The organism is Roseovarius aquimarinus, from assembly GCF_043661195.1.
GTDB lineage: Bacteria > Pseudomonadota > Alphaproteobacteria > Rhodobacterales > Rhodobacteraceae > Roseovarius > Roseovarius aquimarinus.
Genome location: NZ_JBIHMM010000001.1, coordinates 1,467,538 through 1,485,876, shown reverse-complemented (window position 1 = coordinate 1,485,876; position 18,339 = coordinate 1,467,538). Strand labels below are relative to the sequence as shown.

Below are 18,339 nucleotides of genomic sequence, written 5' to 3'. Positions count from 1 at the left end.
CGGGGATGACGCGCGAATGACGATTTCGACTGCCACCACCACGGCACCTTTGCTCGAGCGCTCTCTGCGCCGATTGGCTGATGATGTGGACGGCGTTCGCGGCCTTCAGGCGTTCATCGGCGACAGCGGTGAGTGGACCGAAATCTGCCGTCTCGGCACCATTCAAGCGGATGCCCACCGGTCGGTCCTCGCATCCTTCCGCCCCGATGCAGGTGGCACGGTGGAGCCGTTGAGCGACCGGCCCGGTTGGCGCGCCGTCTACATGGCGGGCGGTCCGGGGCTGGACTTGGTCCTGATCCTGACGCTTGCGCAACTTGAGCCTGCGCAGCTCGAGGCGCGGCTCGGGGCCATCGAGGGTAAGGCAGGGTGGCTCATGGTCGCCGCGCTCAAGGATCGTCACGGGGCGGCTCAAAGCCGCGTGCAGAACACCGAGATCGGCGCCAAGCTCCTCCTCGATGCAGCGGACGCATCCAGCCCGCGGATCCTTGCCGACCAGTGGATCGCGCGACTTGAGGCGGCATACGGTCCCGGTCTGGTTTCGGTCATCTGGATGCGTGACGGCACGCCGCGGCTGGGTGCCATCTCCGGTGGTGGGCTGATCGATAAGCCGTCAGAAAGCCGCACCGCACTCGAAAAGCTGGGCGAACTTGTCATCGCACAGCGTGCGCCGATGCTGGTCGGCCCACAAGAGGGCGCACCCGATGACACGGCCCGCATGGCACGCAGCGACGAAGCGGCGGCGATGGTCGAGCGTCTCGGTGGCGCACGTGCGCTTTTGATCCCGGTCTACGAGCGCGAGGAGCCCGCTGCGGCCGTGGTGCTTCTCTTCGGTCCGGATGGTGGCGCGGGCCTCAGGGCCGAGGGCGGCGAGGTCATTTCGGCGCTCCTTGGCGAGGCGTTGACGATCCAGCGCCGAGCCCACCCGCGCTTGGGTCGACGGCTCTGGACTTGGCTTGCTGACGGAATAGGAACGATTTTTGGGCGTACGGTGTGGAAGTTGAAACTGGCGCTTGCGCTGCTCCTGCTTGTGATCGTCGTATCGGCTTTCGTGCCGTCCAATCTGCGTCCGACCTTCACCGCCCGGATCGAAGCTGCGGATCGGCAAATCGTCTCGGCGCCGTTCGACGGCTTCATCGCGCAGGCTGATTTTCAGCTGGGCGACCGCGTGGATCAGGGCGCTCTGCTGCTCGCGATGGAGGATAGCGATATCCGCCTGCGTCTCGCGCAGACCCGTGCGGAGGAAGCCGAGATCACAGCCGAGCTTCAGACCGCGCGCGCGCAGCGCGACGCGGCGCAGGTGCGCCTTCTGGAGGCGCAGCGCCTTCAGGCGGTCACGCAGATCGACCTCATGGAACGCGAATTGGCGCTGTCGCGCTTCGAGGCCGAGGCGCCTGCCACAGTGGTGGGCGGAGATGCGTGGCGCCGTGTCGGCGACCGCGTGCGTCTCGGCGAGCCGCTGCTGGAATTGGCCGACGAGAACAGTTTTCGGGTGCTGACCTTCGTCGACGAGGACTGGATCGCGGATCTTGTGCCCGGCTCGGACGGCACCGTATTGTTGACCGCTTTCCCCGACACGCCGATGCCGGTGAGAATGGTGGCGGTCGGGGCCGATCCCCAGATGCGCGACGGAGCCAACACCTTCCCGGTCTGGTTCGACTTCGCCGCGCGGCCCGACGTCGCCATTCTCGACGGCATGCGCGGCGTGGTGCGGATGGAGTTGGAGCGCCGGTCGGTCCTTGCGGCCTACACACGAGGGTTCGTGCGCTGGTCCAAGCGCGCGCTCTGGCGGCTTGGCTTGGGCGGTCAGGACAGCGCATGAGCGCCCTGCGTCACCCGGATTGGCACCTCTTCGCCGAACAGAAGTTTCGCCGCCGTGCGGCCGTGACCACCACCCGGCAAAGTTTCCGGGGCGTCCCCTACATTGTGCTGAGCGATGCGGTGACGGGCCAGCATCTGCGTCTTAGCGCGCGGGCGCAGGATCTTTGGCGCATGTTGGATGGCCGGCATACCGCTCAGGAAATCTGGGCAGAACTCATACGCCGTCCGGCTTCGGCACCGACGCAGTCAGAACTCGTCGAATGGTTTCTGCATCTGGTCGGAAGCGGGCTTGTCCTTTCGGATCACGATCTGGATCCCCGCCATCTGACCGAGCGAACGACGCGACGGCGCAGCGGCATGATCGAGCAGCGCGCCGCCAGCCCGCTCGCCATCAAGCTGCGGCTGTTCGATCCCGATCCGTTCATTCGTGCGACCTGGCCCTTGATGCGCCACGTCTTCACGCGGGGTGGAGCGGTCACCGTCGCGGTTCTCGTGTGCGCTGCACTCTTGATGGCGCTCCTGAACGCCGAGCGATTGCGCGGCAGTCTCGATGGATTGCTTTTGTCGCAGCTTGGCCTCGTGTCGTTGGCGCTCGCCTATCCTCTGATGAAAGCCCTTCACGAGTTGTCGCACTGCTACGCGCTGCGGGCTTGCGGCGGGCGGGTGCGCGAATGCGGCGTCATGCTCTTGGTGTTTTTCCCGGTGCCTTACGTCGAAGCCTCCGAGGCTTCGGCCCTGCCGGACAAGCGCGCGCGCATGCTGGTCGGGGCTGCCGGTATCCTCGCCGAAGTGGCCATCGCTTCGGTCGCGCTCATCCTCTGGCTCATGATGGAGCCGGGGATAGAGCGGGCGCTGGTTTTCAACTTCGTCATTATCGGCTCCGTTTCGACACTGCTTTTCAATGGCAATCCGCTCCTGAAATTCGATGCATATTTCGTTCTGGCCGATTGGCTTGAGATGCCCAATCTCGCGCAGCGCAGCGGGGATTACCTTTCGGACCGCGTGCTGTGGCGCGTGGCGGGCCTGCGACCCGAAGACGATCCGCCCCCGAGCGAGGCGAAAATTCTCGGCATCTACGGCGTTTTGTCGCTGGCCTATCGAGTGATGCTGACGCTCACCATCGCTCTGATCGTGTCGAACTGGTTCTTTGTCATCGGCGTGGCGCTTGCGCTTTGGGCGGTCATCATGGGACTGCTCTGGCCATTCTTCAAACTGCTCAAGAAAGGCTGCACGCGTGCGAGAAACCAAAATCGGGGGAGAGCTGCGATGACAAGAACGATCGCTGCGGTGGCTGCATTGCTGGCGCTGCTCACGCTCGTTCCACTTCCGTTTTCCGCGAATGGCGAGGGCCGTATCCAGCCCATTCCCGACGCGCAAATCCAGGTCAGCACGTCGGGCAGCGTCGCGCGCGTGTTGGTGCCGGACGGGGCCACAGTGGCGCGGGGGACGCCCATTCTGCAACTGGAGAATTCGGAGCTCGACGCGCGGCTCAAATCGCTCGGCGTCAGTCTCGCATTTCTCGACGAAGCCTCGCAGCGGCCCGGTCTCGGCCCGGTCGAGGGGCAGCGCCTCGAACGCGAGCGCCTCGTTGCGGTCGCGGCGCGCGATGACGCCCTCGAGCGTCAGGAGGCGCTTCTCGTCAGGGCGCCGATCGATGGACGACTGAGCTGGATCGGAGCGCACGCACCCATTCCGGGCGTTTTTCTCGGTCGCGGCGAACGAGTGGGGCATGTCGTGGCCGCCGACGCGCTCGAGATGGTCATGGCGCTGCCCGCAGCCTATTCCGGCTTTGCGCGCAAGGGGGATGCTGCGGCTTTCTTGCTTGCCGATGGCACGCGACTGCTGCACCCGCTCGGACGCGAGCGCATCGTCGATGTCGGCGGGCAAGTGCCCGAGGCGCTCTTGTCCTCGGCGGGAGGCATCGTTCCCGAGCAGCCGGGCAATCCCGGACACGCGCTCGACACCGCATGGATCGCGTGGGCAGATCCGGATCGGGATCTGAGCGCGCAGGCCGGAATGCGCTTCGATGTGCGCATCGATCTTGGCGGCGCGTCGCTGGCACGGCAAGCCTGGTTCCAGATACAGCGTCTTCTCGTCCGGGTCGTTCGGCTATGATGCGCGTGCATCAGGGTCAGGGAGGGAGCCATCTTCTGCCTTTTGCGCGGTCGCGCCGCAAGCCCGTGACCAAAGAGGCACCGCCTTTCCCGAGGGCATGGCTTTTCTGGCAGGAGCATATAGGCTGGAGGGTGGGGCAAGCCGGCCGTGCCGCCGGACGGTTCGATGAAATGCATGACAGAATCGCCTCCGCTTGGGACGAGCTGAAACGGCTCGATGTCGCGCGACTTGCCGAAAGGATCGCAGCACCAGCCTGTCATGCCTCCCGTCTGCTGATCCCTGATGAGGCGGGCCTAGATATCGCACTCGCACTCGAAGTCATGCGCCGCGAGACCGGGCTTTCGCTCCGCCGCAATCAGATTGAATGCGCGCTCTGGCTCCTCGCCGGAACCTGCACCGAGTTGCGCACCGGCGAGGGCAAAACGTTGGCGGCGGGCCTCGCCGCGGTCGTGGCGGCCCGGTGCGGCGTGTCTGTTCATGTGGCTACGGTCAACGACTATCTCGCATCGCGCGATCATGCCCTCATCGCTCCGGTCGCGCGCCACCTTGGGCTGAGCAGCGCGGTCGTTTTGCTCAAGGACGAAGACCCGGCGAAACAAGCCGCTTATGATAGCGACATCCTTTATGCCACGAACAAGACGCTCGTTTTCGATGCCTTGCGGGATCGACGCGAAAAGCGCCTCGGCCGCGATCCCGCGACCGCGCGCCAGATGGGCCAAGCATTTGCGATCATGGACGAGGCCGACAGCGTCCTGATTGACGACGCCACCGTGCCGATGATCCTGTCCGAGCCTTTCGCCGATCCGCCCGAAGCCGATGTGACCTTGTTCCAAGATCTTCTCGGTTTCGCTCAAGGAACGGAACGCGGTCGCGACCGAAGCAAGGACGCGCAGGGAAACTGGCGCCTGACCGCACGCGGCATCGACCGGCTCGCACGCGCCGCCACGGCCTGGACGCATCCTTCTGCGCGCGACGACGGCTTGATCGGCCTTGCGGAGACAGCGCTGAGCGCGGTGCATTCGTTCCGAAAAGGCGTGGCCTACCTTGTCCGCGAGGGCGAGATCGTCATGATCGATCAGGCGACTGGCAGATTGATGGATGACCGTAAGTGGGGCTACGGCATGCAGCAGATGATCGAGTTGAAGGAGGGTTTGGACCCAAGTCCCGAAAACCGCACCGTCGGCCAGATCACTCAGCAGACCTATTTTAGGCAGTACCGCCATCTTGCCGGCCTTACAGGCACGGCTCGTGAATGCCGAGGCGAGCTTTGGGCGATCTACGGCCTTGGGGTCGTGCCCGTGGCGCCGCATGCGCAGTCGCGCATGAAGGACATGGGCTTCACGGTTTTTTCGAGGGCAGACGAGAAATGGCGTGCGGTAGCGGCCGAGGCGACCCGGATCGCGCAGACGCGTGCCGTGCTTATAGGCATCAATGACGTGGCAGAGTCGGAGGCTTTGCAACAGGTGTTCGCTGCTGAGGGCCGTGACGTCGCTGTGCTCGATGCGCTGACCGAGTCGCGCGAGGCCGATCTCGTGGCAGAGGCCGGACAGCCTGGTCGAATTACAATCGCGACCCATCTTGCGGGGCGCGGCACGGATATCGCCCTGCACGAGGATGTTCGGGCTGCGGGCGGGCTCCACGTCATCATCGCGAGCGTGATGGCCTCCGGCCGGCTCGAGCGTCAGCTTTACGGGCGTGCAGGACGGCAGGGCGACCCGGGCAGTTTCAGCCGCCGCATCAGTCTCGAGGACAGGGGCCTGACTGAAGGCGCCAAAGGGCTGGCGCGCTTCGCCCTTCTGACGATGTTGCGGTTGCGCCTTGTGCCGCGCCGGGCGCTTGCGGGGCTGCAGACGCTTCGCGATGCGCAGGCACGCGGTTTGAGGCGCAAGACGCTTCTGCGCGAGCAGGAACTGGCGCGGCACCTGGGTTACCGATAGGCTCACGGCATGACATATTCGATTCTGCGCGCTGTACCGTCACTTTTGCTCTTTGCCTTTTTGGCCGGTCCGCTCACCGCTCAAACGGTGCAACCCCTGACCTGCCTCCTTGCGCCCCTGCGGGCCAGCGAAATCGGGACCGATCTGCGCGGCATCGTTGTGGACACGCCCGTCTCGCGCACACAATTCGTCAAGAAGGACGATGTGCTGATCCGTCTCGACACGCAGATGGCGGCGGCCGAACAGGCTGTGACCGAGATCACCGCCGCCGCCCTCGAGGAACAGATCCAACGTTCGGAAAGGCTGGCCAGCAGCAATCTTATTCCACGCGATGAGATCGAGCAGCTTCGCACGGATCTGGCCGTTGCCGAGGCAGATCTGGCGCGCGGCGCGCTCGCCATCGAACGCGCGCAGATCCGGGCGCCCTTTGCTGGATACATTGCCGCTGTGATGGTCGAGGAGGGTGAACTCATCGGTGCTGAGCCGCTGGTGCAGCTGATCGACGTCAGCACGCTGCGTGCCGAGATGGCCTATGTCGATACGGCCTTCGGCGCTTTGAAGCTGGGCGATGAGGTGCGGTTCTCCGTCGATCTTGTCGGGGCCGAGGTGACGGGGCACGTCACATCCATCGACCCATTCATCGATGCTTCCTCCAATACCTTCTCGGTGGTGGCTGAAATAGAGAACAGCGATCTCGCCTTGCCTGCTGGAGCCGGCTGCCGCGTCATTCCTTGAAAAACTCGCGCGGGATGACGCCGCCTGCATCGAAGTAGAGCGACGTGAATCTGCCCTTCGTGCGGTCCTCGCCACCCGCGACATGCAGCAGATCCCGCCGAGCGGCAGCGGCAGCTATCTCGCTGCGGGCGCTGTCTCGCGCGAGCGGCTCCAGCATCGCCGCAACGTCGTCCCTTTTCAACTCGGCGCGTCGCACCGTTGCCAGCCATGAGCGCCGTTCGCCGGGCACATCTTCGGTTCGCGTGAAGATGCATGCCTCGGGCGTTAGCGGTGTGAAAGCTTGCTCCACCAGCGTTGCGTCGATCCCCATATCCATCATCGCGTCTGTGATCTGCGGCATGAATTCCGACCGTGCGGCCCCCGGCAGAACGATGTAGCGATCAAGCCGGATCGTGGAGTCCGGCAGCGCCTTGAAGCCGGCGTAAAGTAGCATGGGCCCGTCTGCGCCGCCCCGCACCTTTTGCACGACCGCGTTCCAGTATTGCGTGTAGAGTCGCACCGACTTCAGATCGTCTCTCACCGCAAGGCCGACCGCATCGCAGCCGGGCAGCGCGCGCGTCCAATCGACGAGCAATGTCTCGGGCACACCGAGCGCATGCGCCGCCTTGGCCAGATGTAGCGCGGCCTCGTCCGAAGCATTGAAAAACAGAAGCACGCGGCGCTCGACCTCGCCTGCGGACAGCGACCACGATTGCTCGACGGCATCGGCCTGAGCAGCCAGGCTTTTCAAAAGGTCCATGCTCGCTTCGCGCTTCATCGAGCCTCACATTTCGCCGCGTCCAGATCCGTTTCCTCTATGTCACAAGGCGGCACGACCTCACAAGATTTGGTGGAAGTCAGCATGAATTATGTGGCACAACGACCAAGTGTGGTAATCATCGTCGGGGCGCCCTTCATGAAACGAGTTAGTGTTTTTGCAGGGGCCGCGGTGTTGAGTATTCTCGCCGCTCCGGGGCTGTCCGAGACGCTCCACGATGTGGCCGTGGCACCTGACGAATCCCCCGAGAGCGCGCCGGAAAAAAGCGCCGAACCCTTGGTCGAACTGGGCGCCAGCCTTGGCTACAATACCGAGCTGGGCGTCGTCGCAGGCGCGCGTGTGGGAACCGACCGCTTATTCGGTCGGAACCAGTCTCTCGACCTTACGATCGAAGCATCGGAAGAGACGCTGCGATACAGCGCCCAATACGCCGCTCCCGATCTTTTCGGCGAGCAGCCGTCCTTCGGACTTCGCCTGTTCGCGGCACAGGTCGAGCGGGGTGACGTCTTCGATTTCGACAGCAATGTCTTGGGCGTGGAGCCGCGTCTGACCTGGAAACTTGACGAAGGTCTGTCGGTCTCCACGTTCGCGACCTTCTCCTGGGGTGAGATCGACAATCTGCGTGCCGGATCGTCCAATTTGATCCGGAAGGATGTAGGCACCCGTGCGCAGCAGGTGATCGGTGTCGATGTGAAACGGCGCAAGCCCGGCAAGGGCGGCGCGCTCCGCGGCGTCAGCTATGGGCTCGGTCTCGAAGCGGGCCATAGCGACATGGGCCATGACTATCTGAGCCTGTCCGCGCGCTACGGCGCGGGCTGGGTGGCCGGTGCCGAGGATAACGTCCTGCTCAAAATGCAACTCAGGGGGTCCGCCATCGCATCCCTGGACGGCACCTCTCATATCGGAGACCGGACATTTCTGGGTCAGTCGTCGCTGCGCGGCTTTGCCTTCGGGGGTATCGGCCCGCGCGATCTTTCCGTTGCGACGCAACCCGCGCTGGGCGGAAATTACTCGACGACCGCGCAGTTCGACGCGCAGTTCCGCGATGCGTTCGACGCGGTTTCCGAACGGATCACGCCCGGTGTTTTTGTGGATTTCGGAAGCCTCTGGGGCCTCGACGACACGCGCGGCGGCGTGGCGGGCGGGCAGCGTGTCGACGATGGCTTCAACTTGCGCGCCTCGGGTGGCGTTACCTTCCGACTTGACACGGGCATGGGCCCGATCTTGCTGAGCATCGCGCAACCCATCCTCAAGGAGAGCTATGACGAGGTGCAGGAGTTCAGCATTTCGTACCAGACGAGTTTCTAGCACTCTGCAAAGGCCGATCGGCGACGTGTGGACGCATTGACACCTCGGTGCTCGGTTCCGCTCAGGTCTCGCTCACCCTTCTCCGCTCTAGATCGCCCGCGTCATCACCCGCGTGTAGTCCTCCCCGAGGCGGGCGGCGTCTTCGATGTCGTTCTCGCGCACGGCGCGGAAGGCGGCGGTGAAGGTCTGCCCGAACCATCTTTCCAGCGCATCGGCCCGCGAGAGCGTCTGGGCGGGGCTTGATGGCAGCGCGTCGAGGCCGAGATCGCGCCGCTCGGTGTCGCTCAGGGTCGCGGGATCGACGGTCACGTCGGGCGGGCTGGGCAGGGCGGCGCGCATCCCGTCCATCCCGGCATGGATGAGCGCGGCGAGCATCAGGTACGGATTGGCGGTGGCGTCCGCGAGGCGGTATTCCATCGAGGCCTGCGCGTTCACGCCGCCCGCGCCCTGGGCGCGGGGGCAGATGCGGATCGCGGCTTCGCGGTTGCGCGTGCCGATGCAGGGAAAGACCCCGACCCATGAGGAGGGCGCGAGGCGCGCGTAGGAGTTGGCGTTCGAGATCGAGCAGGCCAGAACCGAGGGCAGCGCCGCGAAGATGCCCGCCGCGAAGGAGGCCGCGCGCGGGGTGAGTGCATCGCCCGCCGCCGTCACCGGCGCGCCGGCTTCCCAGAGGCTGAAATGCACATGCACGCCGCTGCCCGGCTGCTGCGGATCGGGCTTCGGCGCGAAGGTGGCATGCAGGCCCGCCCGGCGTGCCTGATCGCGGATCGCGGCGAGCGCCAGGACGGCGTTGTCGGCGGCGCTCAGCGCATCCGTGACGGCTCCGGCGATCTCGAACTGGTAGTGGCCGAACTCGGCCACGCATTGCTCGAGCGCGGCGCCCGCGGGCGCGAGGATACCGTTGACCCGCGCGGCGATGTCGCTGACCCGGCGCGTGCCTTCGAGCGAGAAGGCGGGCGATGGGGCGCCTTCCAGCCCTTCGATATAGAGCTCATGCTCGAACCCGGCCTTCATATCGAGACCGAACTCCTCCTTGAGCGCGGTCAGAGCGGCGCGCAGCGCGCTGCGCGGGCAGACCGGCCAGGGCGTTCCGTCATGGTGCGTGATTTCGGCCAGATGGAATTGCAGGGTGGGCAGGCCCTCTTGCGCCGGAAAGACGATAGGCGGCGCATCCACGGCCATAAGGCGCGTCTCGCCCACTGGGCCGAAGGGGCTTTTGGCGGGCAGGGAATTGCAGGGGGACAAGGTGATGTTGGCGGGCACCCAGGGCAGGCCGCCGGCCAGCATCGCGTCCAGACGCGCGATGGGAAACGAGCGCCCCCGCATCACGTTGCTCAGATCGACATTGCCGATCATCCCCGTCGCATCCGCATCAAGCTTGGGCATGCTCCGCTCCTTTCCGGTGTGTCATCACGGCGAAGGCCGCCGCTGCGCAGTCTGTCAGGATCGCCGCCCAGTGTCGCGCGCCCTCGTCCGTCTCGATCAGGTCCTGGCGCACCTCGATCAGGCTGTGGGGGATGCCGCGCCGCTCGGCGTGAATGGGGATCGCGTAGTCGCCATCGTCGTCCACGACGTAGGGCTGGTTCATGCCCACATCGATGTCGCGGGCGCGCAACTCGGCCGCCATCGCCTCGGAGAAGCGGCTGTCCCGATTGAAGAGAAGCGAGACCGGCCAGGGCCGGGGATCGGGAAAATCGCCGTGATGGGGCGTGTAGGAATGGATCGCGAGCAGCGCCGTCGGTGTGCCCGCCCGCGCGTCGAGCGCGGCGGCGATGGCGGCGTGATAGGGATGGAAGATCTCGGCCACACGCGCGGCGGCGCCTGAGCCGGTGAGGGCGGCATTGCCGGGAATGTCGGTCCCGTCGCTGCGGATGGGAAACGCCTGCGCGACATGGGGCGGGCGATTGCAGTCGATCACGATCCGCGAATAGGCCTGATGGATCAAGAGGCCGCGCATCGCCCGCGCCATATGCCGCGCGACATCGAGCGCGCCGATATCCCAGCCGATATGACGCTGAATGTCATCGGGCGCGACGCCGAGACCGTCGAGCGCGGCGGGCACGCGGCTCGATGCGTGATCGCAGGTCAGCACGAAGGGAGAAAGCGCGCCTTCCAGGCCATGATCCTCCACCTGCGCCGCATCGGGCTCGCCTTCGGCAAGAAGGCCGCCCTGCCATCTCGGTCCCGTCGCCTGAAGCCGGCCATCGCTCATCGGCGTCTCCTGATCGCCTGAATTCTCATCTGTCAGAATGATAACAGTTTGTAGTTTTTGTCTACTCCTGAAAAATGATTGACATAAAGGCGCGCGCTCGCCAGCCTTGAAGTCTGATCGCACCGGGAGTGACCCCAGCCGTGACCGACACCGCCGCCCCGAGACAGGAGGCCCGCACCGAGAGCCGCGCGCGTCCCGGCGTGCTGCATGCCGTTCGGCTGGCGCTGATCCTCTCGGTCGTGCTGATCGCGTCGCTGGGCCTCGAAGCGCTCTTCGGCCGCACGGGCGAGCGGATCGCGACGCAGATGTGCGTGAGCATCGCCGCAATCGCGGCACTGGCGATCTTCAGCGGCAATTCGGGCATCATCAGCTTCGGTCATGCCGCCTTCATGGCACTCGGCGCCTATACGTCGGGTATTTTGACCTCGCCCGCAGGCATTCAGCGCTCGCTCCTGCCGGACCTGCCCGCCGCTCTCGCCGGGTGGGAGCTGTCGATCCCGATGGCCAATGGCGCGGCGCTTCTCGTCGGGCTGGGCTTCGCGGCGCTTACCGGGCTCGCGCTTTTGCGGCTCAAGGATGCATCGGCCACGATCGCGACGCTCGGCATTCTCATCATCGTGCACAGCGTGCTCATCGGCGCGCGGCACATCACCAAGGGCAGCCAGACCTTCTATGGCCTGCCGCGCATCACCACCTTCGAGGTTGCGCTCTATCTTGCCATGATCCTCGTGGCGCTGGCCTATATCTTCCGCGAGAGCCGCTGGGGCCTCGCGCTGCGCGCCGTGCGCGACGACGAGACGGCGGCCGAGACACTGGGCATCAACGCGCGCAGGGCGCGCATCGTGGCATGGATGCTCTCGGGCGCGCTCGCAACGCTCGTCGGGGCCTATTACGGACACATGCTTGGGGCGTTCTCGCCCAAGGAGTTCTATTTCACGCTGACCTTCTCTCTGGTCGCGATGCTGGTGATCGGCGGCCTCACGACCGTCAGCGGCGCGGTGGGCGGCGTGCTGGTCGTCACCGCGCTTCAGGACAGCCTCCGCCAGATCGAGGGTGGTTTCACGCTCGGCGGCATCGAGGTGCCGGCCTTTTTCGGCGTGACGACGGTGGCGCTGGGCCTTTTGATCCTCGCCGTGATCTACTTCAGGCCCGAGGGCCTTTTCGGCAATCGCGAGCTGCGCATTCCCGCGCTCGAGCGCGGCCTTGCCCGTGTCTTTCCGGCCCCCGACAGTCAGGCCGCGCCGCCGAAGGATGCGCGCGCGGGCGACGATCTCGTGATCGAGGGGCTGACCAAGACCTTCGTCGGGCTGACGGCCACGGACGATCTCAGCTTCGTCATCCGCGCGGGGCATGTGACGGGGCTGATCGGGCCGAACGGCGCGGGCAAGAGCACGCTGGTCAACATGCTGACCGGGCAATACGCGCCCACATCGGGCAGCATGCGCTATGGCAGCGTCGATCTGAACGCGGTGGCGGCGCATGGCATCGCGGGCCTCGGGATCGCCCGCACCTTCCAGAACATCCGCCTCTTCCATCGCCTCACCGTGCGGGAGAACGTGCTGGTCGCGGCGCAGGCGGCAGGCCACCGGGGCGCCGCCGCCGAAGCCGTCGCCCTGCGCGAGCTGGCCGCGATGGGGCTGAGCGCGATGGCGAGCGCCGAGGCCTCGAGCCTTTCCTACGGCGCGCGGCGCAAGGTCGAGATCGCGCGTTGCCTCGCCACCGATCCCGCGATCCTTCTGCTGGACGAGCCCGCCGCCGGGATGAATCCCGACGAGACCCGCGAGCTCGGCGCGCAGCTGCGCCGCATCGCAGAGGAGCGCGGTATCGGCCTTCTGCTCATCGAGCATGACCTCGAATTCGTGAACGCGCTTTGCGGGCACATCATCGTTCTCAACCGCGGCAAGAAGATCGCGGAAGGCACGCCTGCCGAAATCGGCGGGCATCCGGCTGTCATCGAGGCCTATATGGGCCGCGCGAGGGCGGGCCGGGAGACGATCCAACCTAACCCAAGGGAGATACCCACATGACCCGTTCCATCACCGCCCTCATGGCAGGCGTCAGCACGCTGGCGCTCGGTCTGCCGGCCCATGCCGCAGACGATTATTTCATCGGCGTCCTGTCGGCGCAGTCCGGCTATCTTGCGCCTTACGATCAGCCCTCCTCGGCGGGCTTCCAGTTCTGCGTGGACGAGATCAACGCGGCGGGGGGCATCGGCGGCACGACGCCCATCCGCCTCGATATCCGCGACACCCGCTCGGACACCGCCGAGACGATCAAGGCGGCGCAGGAGCTGGTCGACGCGGGCGCGCGCTTCATCGTCTCGCCCGCCGACGGCGACCCGACCATCGCGGTCGGCCAGATGACCGTGGCCGAGGGCATTCCGACCATGACCTTCGCGGGCACCGCGCCGGTTCTGACGCAGGTGGGCGAATATGTCTTCGGCAGCTATCCCGCCGACAACCTGCAAGCCACGGTCACGGCGCAATACGCCCGCGAGCTGGGCCATGAGACCGCCTACATCGTCAAGTCGCCCGATGCCGCCTATACGATGGGCGGGCCGGAATACTTCGCCGAGGTCTTCACCAACGAGGGCGGCACCATCGTCGGCGAGTCGCTCTATTCGCTGAACCAGCCCGACTTCTCGGCCATCGTGACGAACATCAAGTCGATCGATCCCGAGCCCGATGTCGTCATGACCTCGGCCTGGGAGCCCGATTTCCCTGCCTTCATCAAGGCGCTGCGCGGCGCGGGCATCGAGAGCCAGGTGATCGGCGGCGACGTTCTCGACACGCCGACCATCCGCGGCCTTGGCAGCGTCGTTGACGGCGTCATCCACGCCAGCGGCGGTTTCGCGGACGAGGGCAGCCAGCATGCCGAGTTCAACGCCAAGTTCGAGGCAGCGACGGGGCAGGTGGCCGACAACAACTATTACGTCAACGGCTGCGATATCGCCTACATGATCAAGACCGCCGTCGAGACGGCGGGCACCGACGATCCTGCCGCCGTGCGCGATGCGCTCGCCAATATCGAGAACGGCGACGGCATCATGAGCGACTACACGTTCAAGGGCACCGAGCGGATGCCGATCCGGTCAGTCGTGCTGGCCGAGATCCAGAACGGCGAGAAGATCTTCATCCGCCGCACCACGCCCGACGCCGCCGACGTTCCGGCGCCCTGAGCGATCATGCTCGAGGTCAAGGCCCTCGATGTCCGCTACGGTCCGGTCCACGCCGCGAAGGGCGTGGACCTTTCCGTGAAGCCGGGCGAGCTCGTCGCGCTTCTGGGGGCGAACGGCGCGGGCAAGTCGTCGACGCTCATGGCCATCGCCGGGGTCGTGCCCCGCGCGGGCGGCAGCGTCACCTTCGACGGGCGCGACACGGCGGGCGAGACGCCCGAGGCGTTGTCGCGCCGCGGCCTCGCCGTCTGTCCAGAGGGGCGGCGCATCTTCACCGCGCTCACCGTGGGCGAGAACCTTTCGCTCGCCGAGGCCGCCCACGGCAAGGGCCAGGACGCGGCGAGCGCCGCGCGCAAGGACGCGCTTCTCGGCCGCTTTCCGGTGCTGGCCGAGCGTCTGCATCAGAAGGCCGGGCTTCTGTCGGGGGGCGAGCAGCAGATGCTGGCCGTCGCGCGCGCGCTCCTGACCGGGCCGCGCATGGTGCTGATGGACGAGCCATCGCTCGGTCTCGCGCCGCAAATGGTGGATGAGATCTTCGCGCTGATCGAGGAGATGAAGGCGGACGGCATCACGATCCTTCTGGTCGAGCAGAACGTGCCCCTGTCATTGGAGGTGGCCGATCACGCGGTGGTTCTGGCCAATGGACGCGTCGCGCTGGCCGGACCGGCATCGGAACTGTCCCAAGGCGACGCGATCCGGCGCGCCTATCTCGCGGCGGAGGGCTGAGCCATGGAAATCGCGCTGCAACAGATCATCAACGCGCTCAGCCTCGGGGGCATCTACGCGCTTCTGGCGCTGGGCCTCGCCGTCGTCTTCTCGATCATACGCCTCATCAACTTCGCCCATGGCGAGATCATGACGGTGGGCGGCTATGGCATCTTCGCCGGGCTGGTCATGGGCGTGCCAATCCCCGCCGCCGTGCTCATGGGCATCGCGCTGTCGATCATCGTCGCGGTCGGAATGGAGCGGATCGCCTTCCGCCCCATGCGCGGCTCGTCCGTCACGTCGCTGCTGATCACCAGTTTCGCGGTCAGTGAGATTCTCAAGGTGCTGTTCCAGAACGGCATTTCCGCGCGGCCCAAGCCGATTTCGCTGCCGCCCTCGCTTTCGGGCACGCTCAATATCGGCCCGCTGACGGTGGGGATCGTGCCGCTGATCTCGATCTGCGTCACGCTCGTCGCCGTGTCGGGGATCACATGGTTCCTGCGGCGCACCACGATGGGCCTTGCGATGCGCGCGGCGGCGGAGGATTTCACGATGCTGCGCCTTCTGGGCGTGCGCGCCAACACGGTCGTCGCCTCGGCCTTTGCCCTCTCGGGGCTTCTTGCCGGGATCGCGGCGGTCGTCTGGACGGCGCAGCGCGGCTCGGTCGATCCGCTCATGGGATTTTTCCCGGTGCTCAAGGCCTTCATCGCCACCGTTCTCGGCGGTCTCGGGAGCCTTCCCGGCGCAGTCATCGGCGGGTTCGTTGTCGGCGCGGTCGAGGTCTTCAGCCAGGCCTTCCTGCCCGATAGCCTCGCGCCCTACCGCGATGCCATCGTCCTGTCGGTCGTGATCGCGATCCTCGTGGTGCGGCCCAACGGCCTTATCCCCGCCGCCCGCTCGGACCGGAGCTGAGCCATGCGGTCAGTCGCTGCGATTGCGCCAAGTCGGAATGAAGGCCCGCTCGCGGAACGCCTCCAGAACCGACAGCCTGTCGCCCCGCTTTTTCCACAAGAGGCTGTCGAGCGCCGCGCCCAGCAGCTCCACCGCCGCCGTCAGGCCCACGAGACTGTCCCAAGGCGTGCCAACATCGACGCGGCACGAGACGACATGGTGCGCGACATGGGCGATGTCGCTCATCCATTCGTCGGTGAAGAGCACGACGCGCCCGCCGCGCCCCGCGACGAAAGAGGCGGTCTCGGCAAGGTCGGGCTGATAGCGGCGCACGTCGAAGAGAACGAGCACGTCGCCCTTGCGCACATTCAGCATGTGATCGGTGCGCCGGGTCACGTCATGGGGCAGGAGCGTCACGCCGGGGCGCAGCTTCCGCAGGTGAAAATCGAGATGCTCGGCCAGCGGCATCGTGAACGCGCCGCCCAAGAGCCAGACCTGCGCGCGCGGATCGCCCAGAAGCCCCGCGATGGTCGCCAATTCGTCATGCGGCAGCCCCTCGATCGAGCGCGTCAGCGTCTCGATCAGGTTGGCGCGCATCAGATCGTCCTGCTCGCCCGGCTGCACCCGATGGCTCAGCGTCAGCGGCCCCTGCCGCGTTTCGATCAACTCCTCGGTCAGAAGGCGCCGCAACTCGGGATATCCCGTCAGGCCCAGTTTGCCCACAAGCCGCTGGATCGTGGCCGAGCTGACCTTTGCCGCCGCCGCGAAATCGGTGATGCGTTCGAGGCCGACCACGGGATAGTTGCGGATCAGGAAATCCGCCGCCTGCTTCTCGCTTCGGGTCAGGGTCGAGCGGGCCGCGCGGACCTTGTCGAAAATCGTGGCCATATCGCCTCCTTGCCCGGGCACGGGTCCACCCTAGCCCATATCACCGCCCTCCTGACAACGGAAAGACAGTCATGACAAGAACCTACCCCAGCCAGTTCACCGCCCAGGATCGCGAGCGGGAGATCGTGCCCGCCCGCACCGCGCTTTTGTCGATCGACATGCAGAATGCCGAGTGGAGCCCCGAGGCCATCGCCGAGGCGCGCAAGCCCGGATCGCCGACCGCAGGCCATCTCGAATTCATGACCCGCATCGAGGAGGTGCTTTTGCCCGCGCAGGCCCGGCTTCAGGACGCCGCCCGTGCCGCCGGAATCGAGGTGATCTTCACCACCATCGAGGCGCTGACGCAGGACGGGCGCGACATCAGTCTCGATCACAAGATGTCGAACCTCTTCTTTCCCAAGGGGTCATGGGAGGCCAAGGTGATCGACGCCGTCGGCCCGAAGGGCGACGAGATCGTGATCCCCAAGACGTCTTCGGGCATCTTCAACTCGACCAATTTCGACTACGTTCTGCGCAATCTCGGAATCGAGTATCTCATAATGTACGGGGTCTGCACCGATCAATGCGTCGAGGGCAGCATCCGCGACGCCGCCGACCGGGGCTATTACGTGACCCAGATCGAGGATTGCTGCGCCACCTATTCGATGCGGAACCACGAGAATTCTATCCGCGCGATGGACGGCCATTTCGCGCGGCTGCGCAGCACCGACCAGATGATCGACGAAATCGCGCGCTTGACGAAGTGAATGCCTGCTGAGCGCGGCTGCGCGCAGGGCGGGAGGGCGTCCGCACGCGGCCCTCTGCCGACGCAATGGAACCTTGTTGCGCGCCGCGAATTATCACGGCATAGTGACTTGAAGTTTTGCAAATGGAGATTTTCGTGACCACCCTGTCCAGCATCGCGCGGCTGCGCTCTGCCATGCTTCAGATGGAACGGGATCTCGGGCTGTCGGACCTGTCGCATAGCGAACGGGACGTGCTCTATGCGTTTCACAACGTCGCCTCGACCTACGGCAATGACGAGATTTCGTCCGACGCGGTCAAGCAGCAGCTTCGCGTGACGGGCATGAAGCACGCGACCTTCCACCGGGCGCTGCGCAAGCTGCTCGATTTGGGCCTCGTGCTTCACGCCGAGGACTCGCGCGCCAAGTTCTACAAGCTGCCGAGCAACTGACACCCTTGCAGCGGGCGCGCGGGTCCGTGCATTCAGCGTTGCTGCGTTGCCCAGAAGGCGAATGTCAGGGCGGTCATGAAGGCGAAGAGCCCGAAAAGCTGCGAGCCGAGCACGAATGACAGGCTGTATTCATAGCTGAATGTGAGCGCGCTGGCGTATCGCACCACCGCCCCGGCCATGATGAACGCGAAGATCGATGTCTTGACGCCCGCCAGAAGGATGACGCGCCAGATCCTGATCGAAGAGGCGGGATCGACCTCGAGATTGATGCCGGCCCATCGCATCGTGGTGAAGGCGAAGGGCGCGGCGATAATCGCCGCGACGGTTGCGAGGGTGAGGTTGCAGGTGCCTGCCCCGCTTCCGAGATAGCCCATGAGGTGTAGCGCCGCGCCCGGCCCGGCATAGAGCGGCAGCTTCCATCCGTAGAGCCAAGCGCACATCACCAGAAGCGCGAAAGCTACGATCAGCGCGAGCCAATAGCCCCCACTGCCCGACGCGTCGATGGCCGAGATGGCCAACAAGGTCCAGATGCCGCCCGAGATCGCCATGAGCCTGTTCAAATGGCTGAGGTATTTATCCTGACTGAAATCGTTCATTTTATTCACCATAAAAGATCAAACTCGG

Annotated in this window: 16 protein-coding genes; 11 read left to right on the top strand and 5 right to left on the bottom strand. The window is 65.6% G+C overall.

Annotation, left to right across the window (positions count from 1 at the left end; translation table 11 throughout):
• Positions 1 to 16 precede the first annotated feature (16 nt).
• From ACGRVM_RS07130 to ACGRVM_RS07115, 4 genes are read left to right on the top strand one after another with little or no spacing between them, the layout of a single operon-like run.
• Positions 17 to 1,819, top strand: a complete 1,803-nt coding sequence (locus ACGRVM_RS07130; RefSeq protein WP_377172716.1) for an efflux RND transporter periplasmic adaptor subunit — start codon at positions 17 to 19, stop codon at positions 1,817 to 1,819.
• Positions 1,816 to 3,933: a biotin/lipoyl-binding protein gene (locus tag ACGRVM_RS07125; protein ID WP_377172717.1), complete on the top strand. Its 2,118-nt coding sequence runs from the start codon at positions 1,816 to 1,818 to the stop codon at positions 3,931 to 3,933. The genes ACGRVM_RS07130 and ACGRVM_RS07125 overlap by 4 nt, the downstream gene beginning before the upstream one ends.
• Complete coding sequence (locus tag ACGRVM_RS07120; RefSeq protein WP_394624031.1) at positions 3,930 to 5,870, top strand: preprotein translocase subunit SecA; 1,941 nt, start codon at positions 3,930 to 3,932, stop codon at positions 5,868 to 5,870. Before ACGRVM_RS07125 ends, ACGRVM_RS07120 begins: the two co-directional genes overlap by 4 nt.
• A 9-nt stretch (positions 5,871 to 5,879) precedes the next feature.
• Complete coding sequence (locus ACGRVM_RS07115; RefSeq protein ID WP_377172718.1) at positions 5,880 to 6,605, top strand: efflux RND transporter periplasmic adaptor subunit; 726 nt, start codon at positions 5,880 to 5,882, stop codon at positions 6,603 to 6,605.
• Here ACGRVM_RS07115 and ACGRVM_RS07110 read toward each other — a convergent pair.
• On the bottom strand, positions 6,595 to 7,362 hold the full coding sequence (locus tag ACGRVM_RS07110; protein ID WP_377172719.1) for a hypothetical protein: 768 nt from the start codon (positions 7,360 to 7,362) through the stop codon (positions 6,595 to 6,597). The genes ACGRVM_RS07115 and ACGRVM_RS07110 overlap by 11 nt on opposite strands.
• Positions 7,363 to 7,446: 84 nt before the next feature.
• On the opposite strand from ACGRVM_RS07110, the gene ACGRVM_RS07105 reads away from it, so the two are divergent.
• Positions 7,447 to 8,670 carry a BamA/TamA family outer membrane protein gene (locus ACGRVM_RS07105; protein ID WP_377172720.1) on the top strand — a complete coding sequence of 408 codons (1,224 nt, stop codon included), beginning with the start codon at positions 7,447 to 7,449 and terminating at the stop codon, positions 8,668 to 8,670.
• An 87-nt stretch (positions 8,671 to 8,757) separates the two neighbouring features.
• Here the strand turns inward: ACGRVM_RS07105 and ACGRVM_RS07100 are convergent, their stop codons facing one another.
• Entirely contained in the window at positions 8,758 to 10,056 is a 1,299-nt protein-coding gene (locus ACGRVM_RS07100) for a type I glutamate--ammonia ligase (protein ID WP_377172721.1), read from the bottom strand.
• Positions 10,043 to 10,882 (bottom strand): N-formylglutamate amidohydrolase, encoded by an 840-nt coding sequence (locus ACGRVM_RS07095; RefSeq protein WP_377172723.1) that lies wholly within the window; start codon positions 10,880 to 10,882, stop codon positions 10,043 to 10,045. The genes ACGRVM_RS07100 and ACGRVM_RS07095 overlap by 14 nt, the downstream gene beginning before the upstream one ends.
• Positions 10,883 to 11,022: 140 nt before the next feature.
• On the opposite strand from ACGRVM_RS07095, the gene ACGRVM_RS07090 reads away from it, so the two are divergent.
• The 4 genes from ACGRVM_RS07090 to ACGRVM_RS07075 are packed head-to-tail and all read left to right on the top strand — an operon-like array spanning position 11,023 to position 15,674.
• Complete coding sequence (locus tag ACGRVM_RS07090; RefSeq protein ID WP_377172724.1) at positions 11,023 to 12,909, top strand: branched-chain amino acid ABC transporter ATP-binding protein/permease; 1,887 nt, start codon at positions 11,023 to 11,025, stop codon at positions 12,907 to 12,909.
• On the top strand, positions 12,906 to 14,060 hold the full coding sequence (locus ACGRVM_RS07085; RefSeq protein ID WP_377172725.1) for an ABC transporter substrate-binding protein: 1,155 nt from the start codon (positions 12,906 to 12,908) through the stop codon (positions 14,058 to 14,060). Before ACGRVM_RS07090 ends, ACGRVM_RS07085 begins: the two co-directional genes overlap by 4 nt.
• Before the next feature lie 6 nt (positions 14,061 to 14,066).
• Entirely contained in the window at positions 14,067 to 14,783 is a 717-nt protein-coding gene (locus ACGRVM_RS07080; RefSeq protein WP_377172726.1) for an ABC transporter ATP-binding protein, read from the top strand.
• Positions 14,784 to 14,786: 3 nt separating this feature from the next.
• Positions 14,787 to 15,674 carry a branched-chain amino acid ABC transporter permease gene (locus ACGRVM_RS07075; RefSeq protein WP_377172727.1) on the top strand — a complete coding sequence of 296 codons (888 nt, stop codon included), beginning with the start codon at positions 14,787 to 14,789 and terminating at the stop codon, positions 15,672 to 15,674.
• 9 nt (positions 15,675 to 15,683) lie between these two features.
• Here the strand turns inward: ACGRVM_RS07075 and ACGRVM_RS07070 are convergent, their stop codons facing one another.
• Positions 15,684 to 16,541 (bottom strand): MurR/RpiR family transcriptional regulator, encoded by an 858-nt coding sequence (locus tag ACGRVM_RS07070; protein ID WP_377172728.1) that lies wholly within the window; start codon positions 16,539 to 16,541, stop codon positions 15,684 to 15,686.
• 71 nt (positions 16,542 to 16,612) lie between these two features.
• Between ACGRVM_RS07070 and ACGRVM_RS07065 the strand changes: the two genes are divergently transcribed.
• Together ACGRVM_RS07065 and ACGRVM_RS07060 are read left to right on the top strand one after the other, a co-directional pair.
• On the top strand, positions 16,613 to 17,287 hold the full coding sequence (locus tag ACGRVM_RS07065) for a cysteine hydrolase family protein (RefSeq protein WP_377172729.1): 675 nt from the start codon (positions 16,613 to 16,615) through the stop codon (positions 17,285 to 17,287).
• Positions 17,288 to 17,421: 134 nt separating this feature from the next.
• Positions 17,422 to 17,715 (top strand): MarR family transcriptional regulator, encoded by a 294-nt coding sequence (locus ACGRVM_RS07060; RefSeq protein ID WP_377172730.1) that lies wholly within the window; start codon positions 17,422 to 17,424, stop codon positions 17,713 to 17,715.
• Positions 17,716 to 17,747: 32 nt separating this feature from the next.
• On the opposite strand, the gene ACGRVM_RS07055 is transcribed toward ACGRVM_RS07060, so the two are convergent.
• Positions 17,748 to 18,311 (bottom strand): hypothetical protein, encoded by a 564-nt coding sequence (locus ACGRVM_RS07055; RefSeq protein WP_377172731.1) that lies wholly within the window; start codon positions 18,309 to 18,311, stop codon positions 17,748 to 17,750.
• Between the last annotated feature and the right edge of the window lie 28 nt (positions 18,312 to 18,339).

Excerpts from the sequence above, each read along its gene's own strand:
- ACGRVM_RS07100 (WP_377172721.1), bottom strand. The coding sequence starts at position 10,056 with ATGCCCAAGCTTGATGCGGATGCGACGGGGATGATCGGCAATGTCGAT.
- ACGRVM_RS07080 (WP_377172726.1), top strand. The coding sequence starts at position 14,067 with ATGCTCGAGGTCAAGGCCCTCGATGTCCGCTACGGTCCGGTCCACGCC.
- ACGRVM_RS07085 (WP_377172725.1), top strand. The coding sequence starts at position 12,906 with ATGACCCGTTCCATCACCGCCCTCATGGCAGGCGTCAGCACGCTGGCG.
- ACGRVM_RS07120 (WP_394624031.1), top strand. The coding sequence starts at position 3,930 with ATGATGCGCGTGCATCAGGGTCAGGGAGGGAGCCATCTTCTGCCTTTT.
- ACGRVM_RS07055 (WP_377172731.1), bottom strand. The coding sequence starts at position 18,311 with ATGAACGATTTCAGTCAGGATAAATACCTCAGCCATTTGAACAGGCTC.
- ACGRVM_RS07070 (WP_377172728.1), bottom strand. The coding sequence starts at position 16,541 with ATGGCCACGATTTTCGACAAGGTCCGCGCGGCCCGCTCGACCCTGACC.
- ACGRVM_RS07105 (WP_377172720.1), top strand. The coding sequence starts at position 7,447 with ATGAATTATGTGGCACAACGACCAAGTGTGGTAATCATCGTCGGGGCG.
- ACGRVM_RS07130 (WP_377172716.1), top strand. The coding sequence starts at position 17 with ATGACGATTTCGACTGCCACCACCACGGCACCTTTGCTCGAGCGCTCT.
- ACGRVM_RS07095 (WP_377172723.1), bottom strand. The coding sequence starts at position 10,882 with ATGAGCGATGGCCGGCTTCAGGCGACGGGACCGAGATGGCAGGGCGGC.
- ACGRVM_RS07110 (WP_377172719.1), bottom strand. The coding sequence starts at position 7,362 with ATGAAGCGCGAAGCGAGCATGGACCTTTTGAAAAGCCTGGCTGCTCAG.
- ACGRVM_RS07075 (WP_377172727.1), top strand. The coding sequence starts at position 14,787 with ATGGAAATCGCGCTGCAACAGATCATCAACGCGCTCAGCCTCGGGGGC.
- ACGRVM_RS07115 (WP_377172718.1), top strand. The coding sequence starts at position 5,880 with ATGACATATTCGATTCTGCGCGCTGTACCGTCACTTTTGCTCTTTGCC.
- ACGRVM_RS07065 (WP_377172729.1), top strand. The coding sequence starts at position 16,613 with ATGACAAGAACCTACCCCAGCCAGTTCACCGCCCAGGATCGCGAGCGG.
- ACGRVM_RS07125 (WP_377172717.1), top strand. The coding sequence starts at position 1,816 with ATGAGCGCCCTGCGTCACCCGGATTGGCACCTCTTCGCCGAACAGAAG.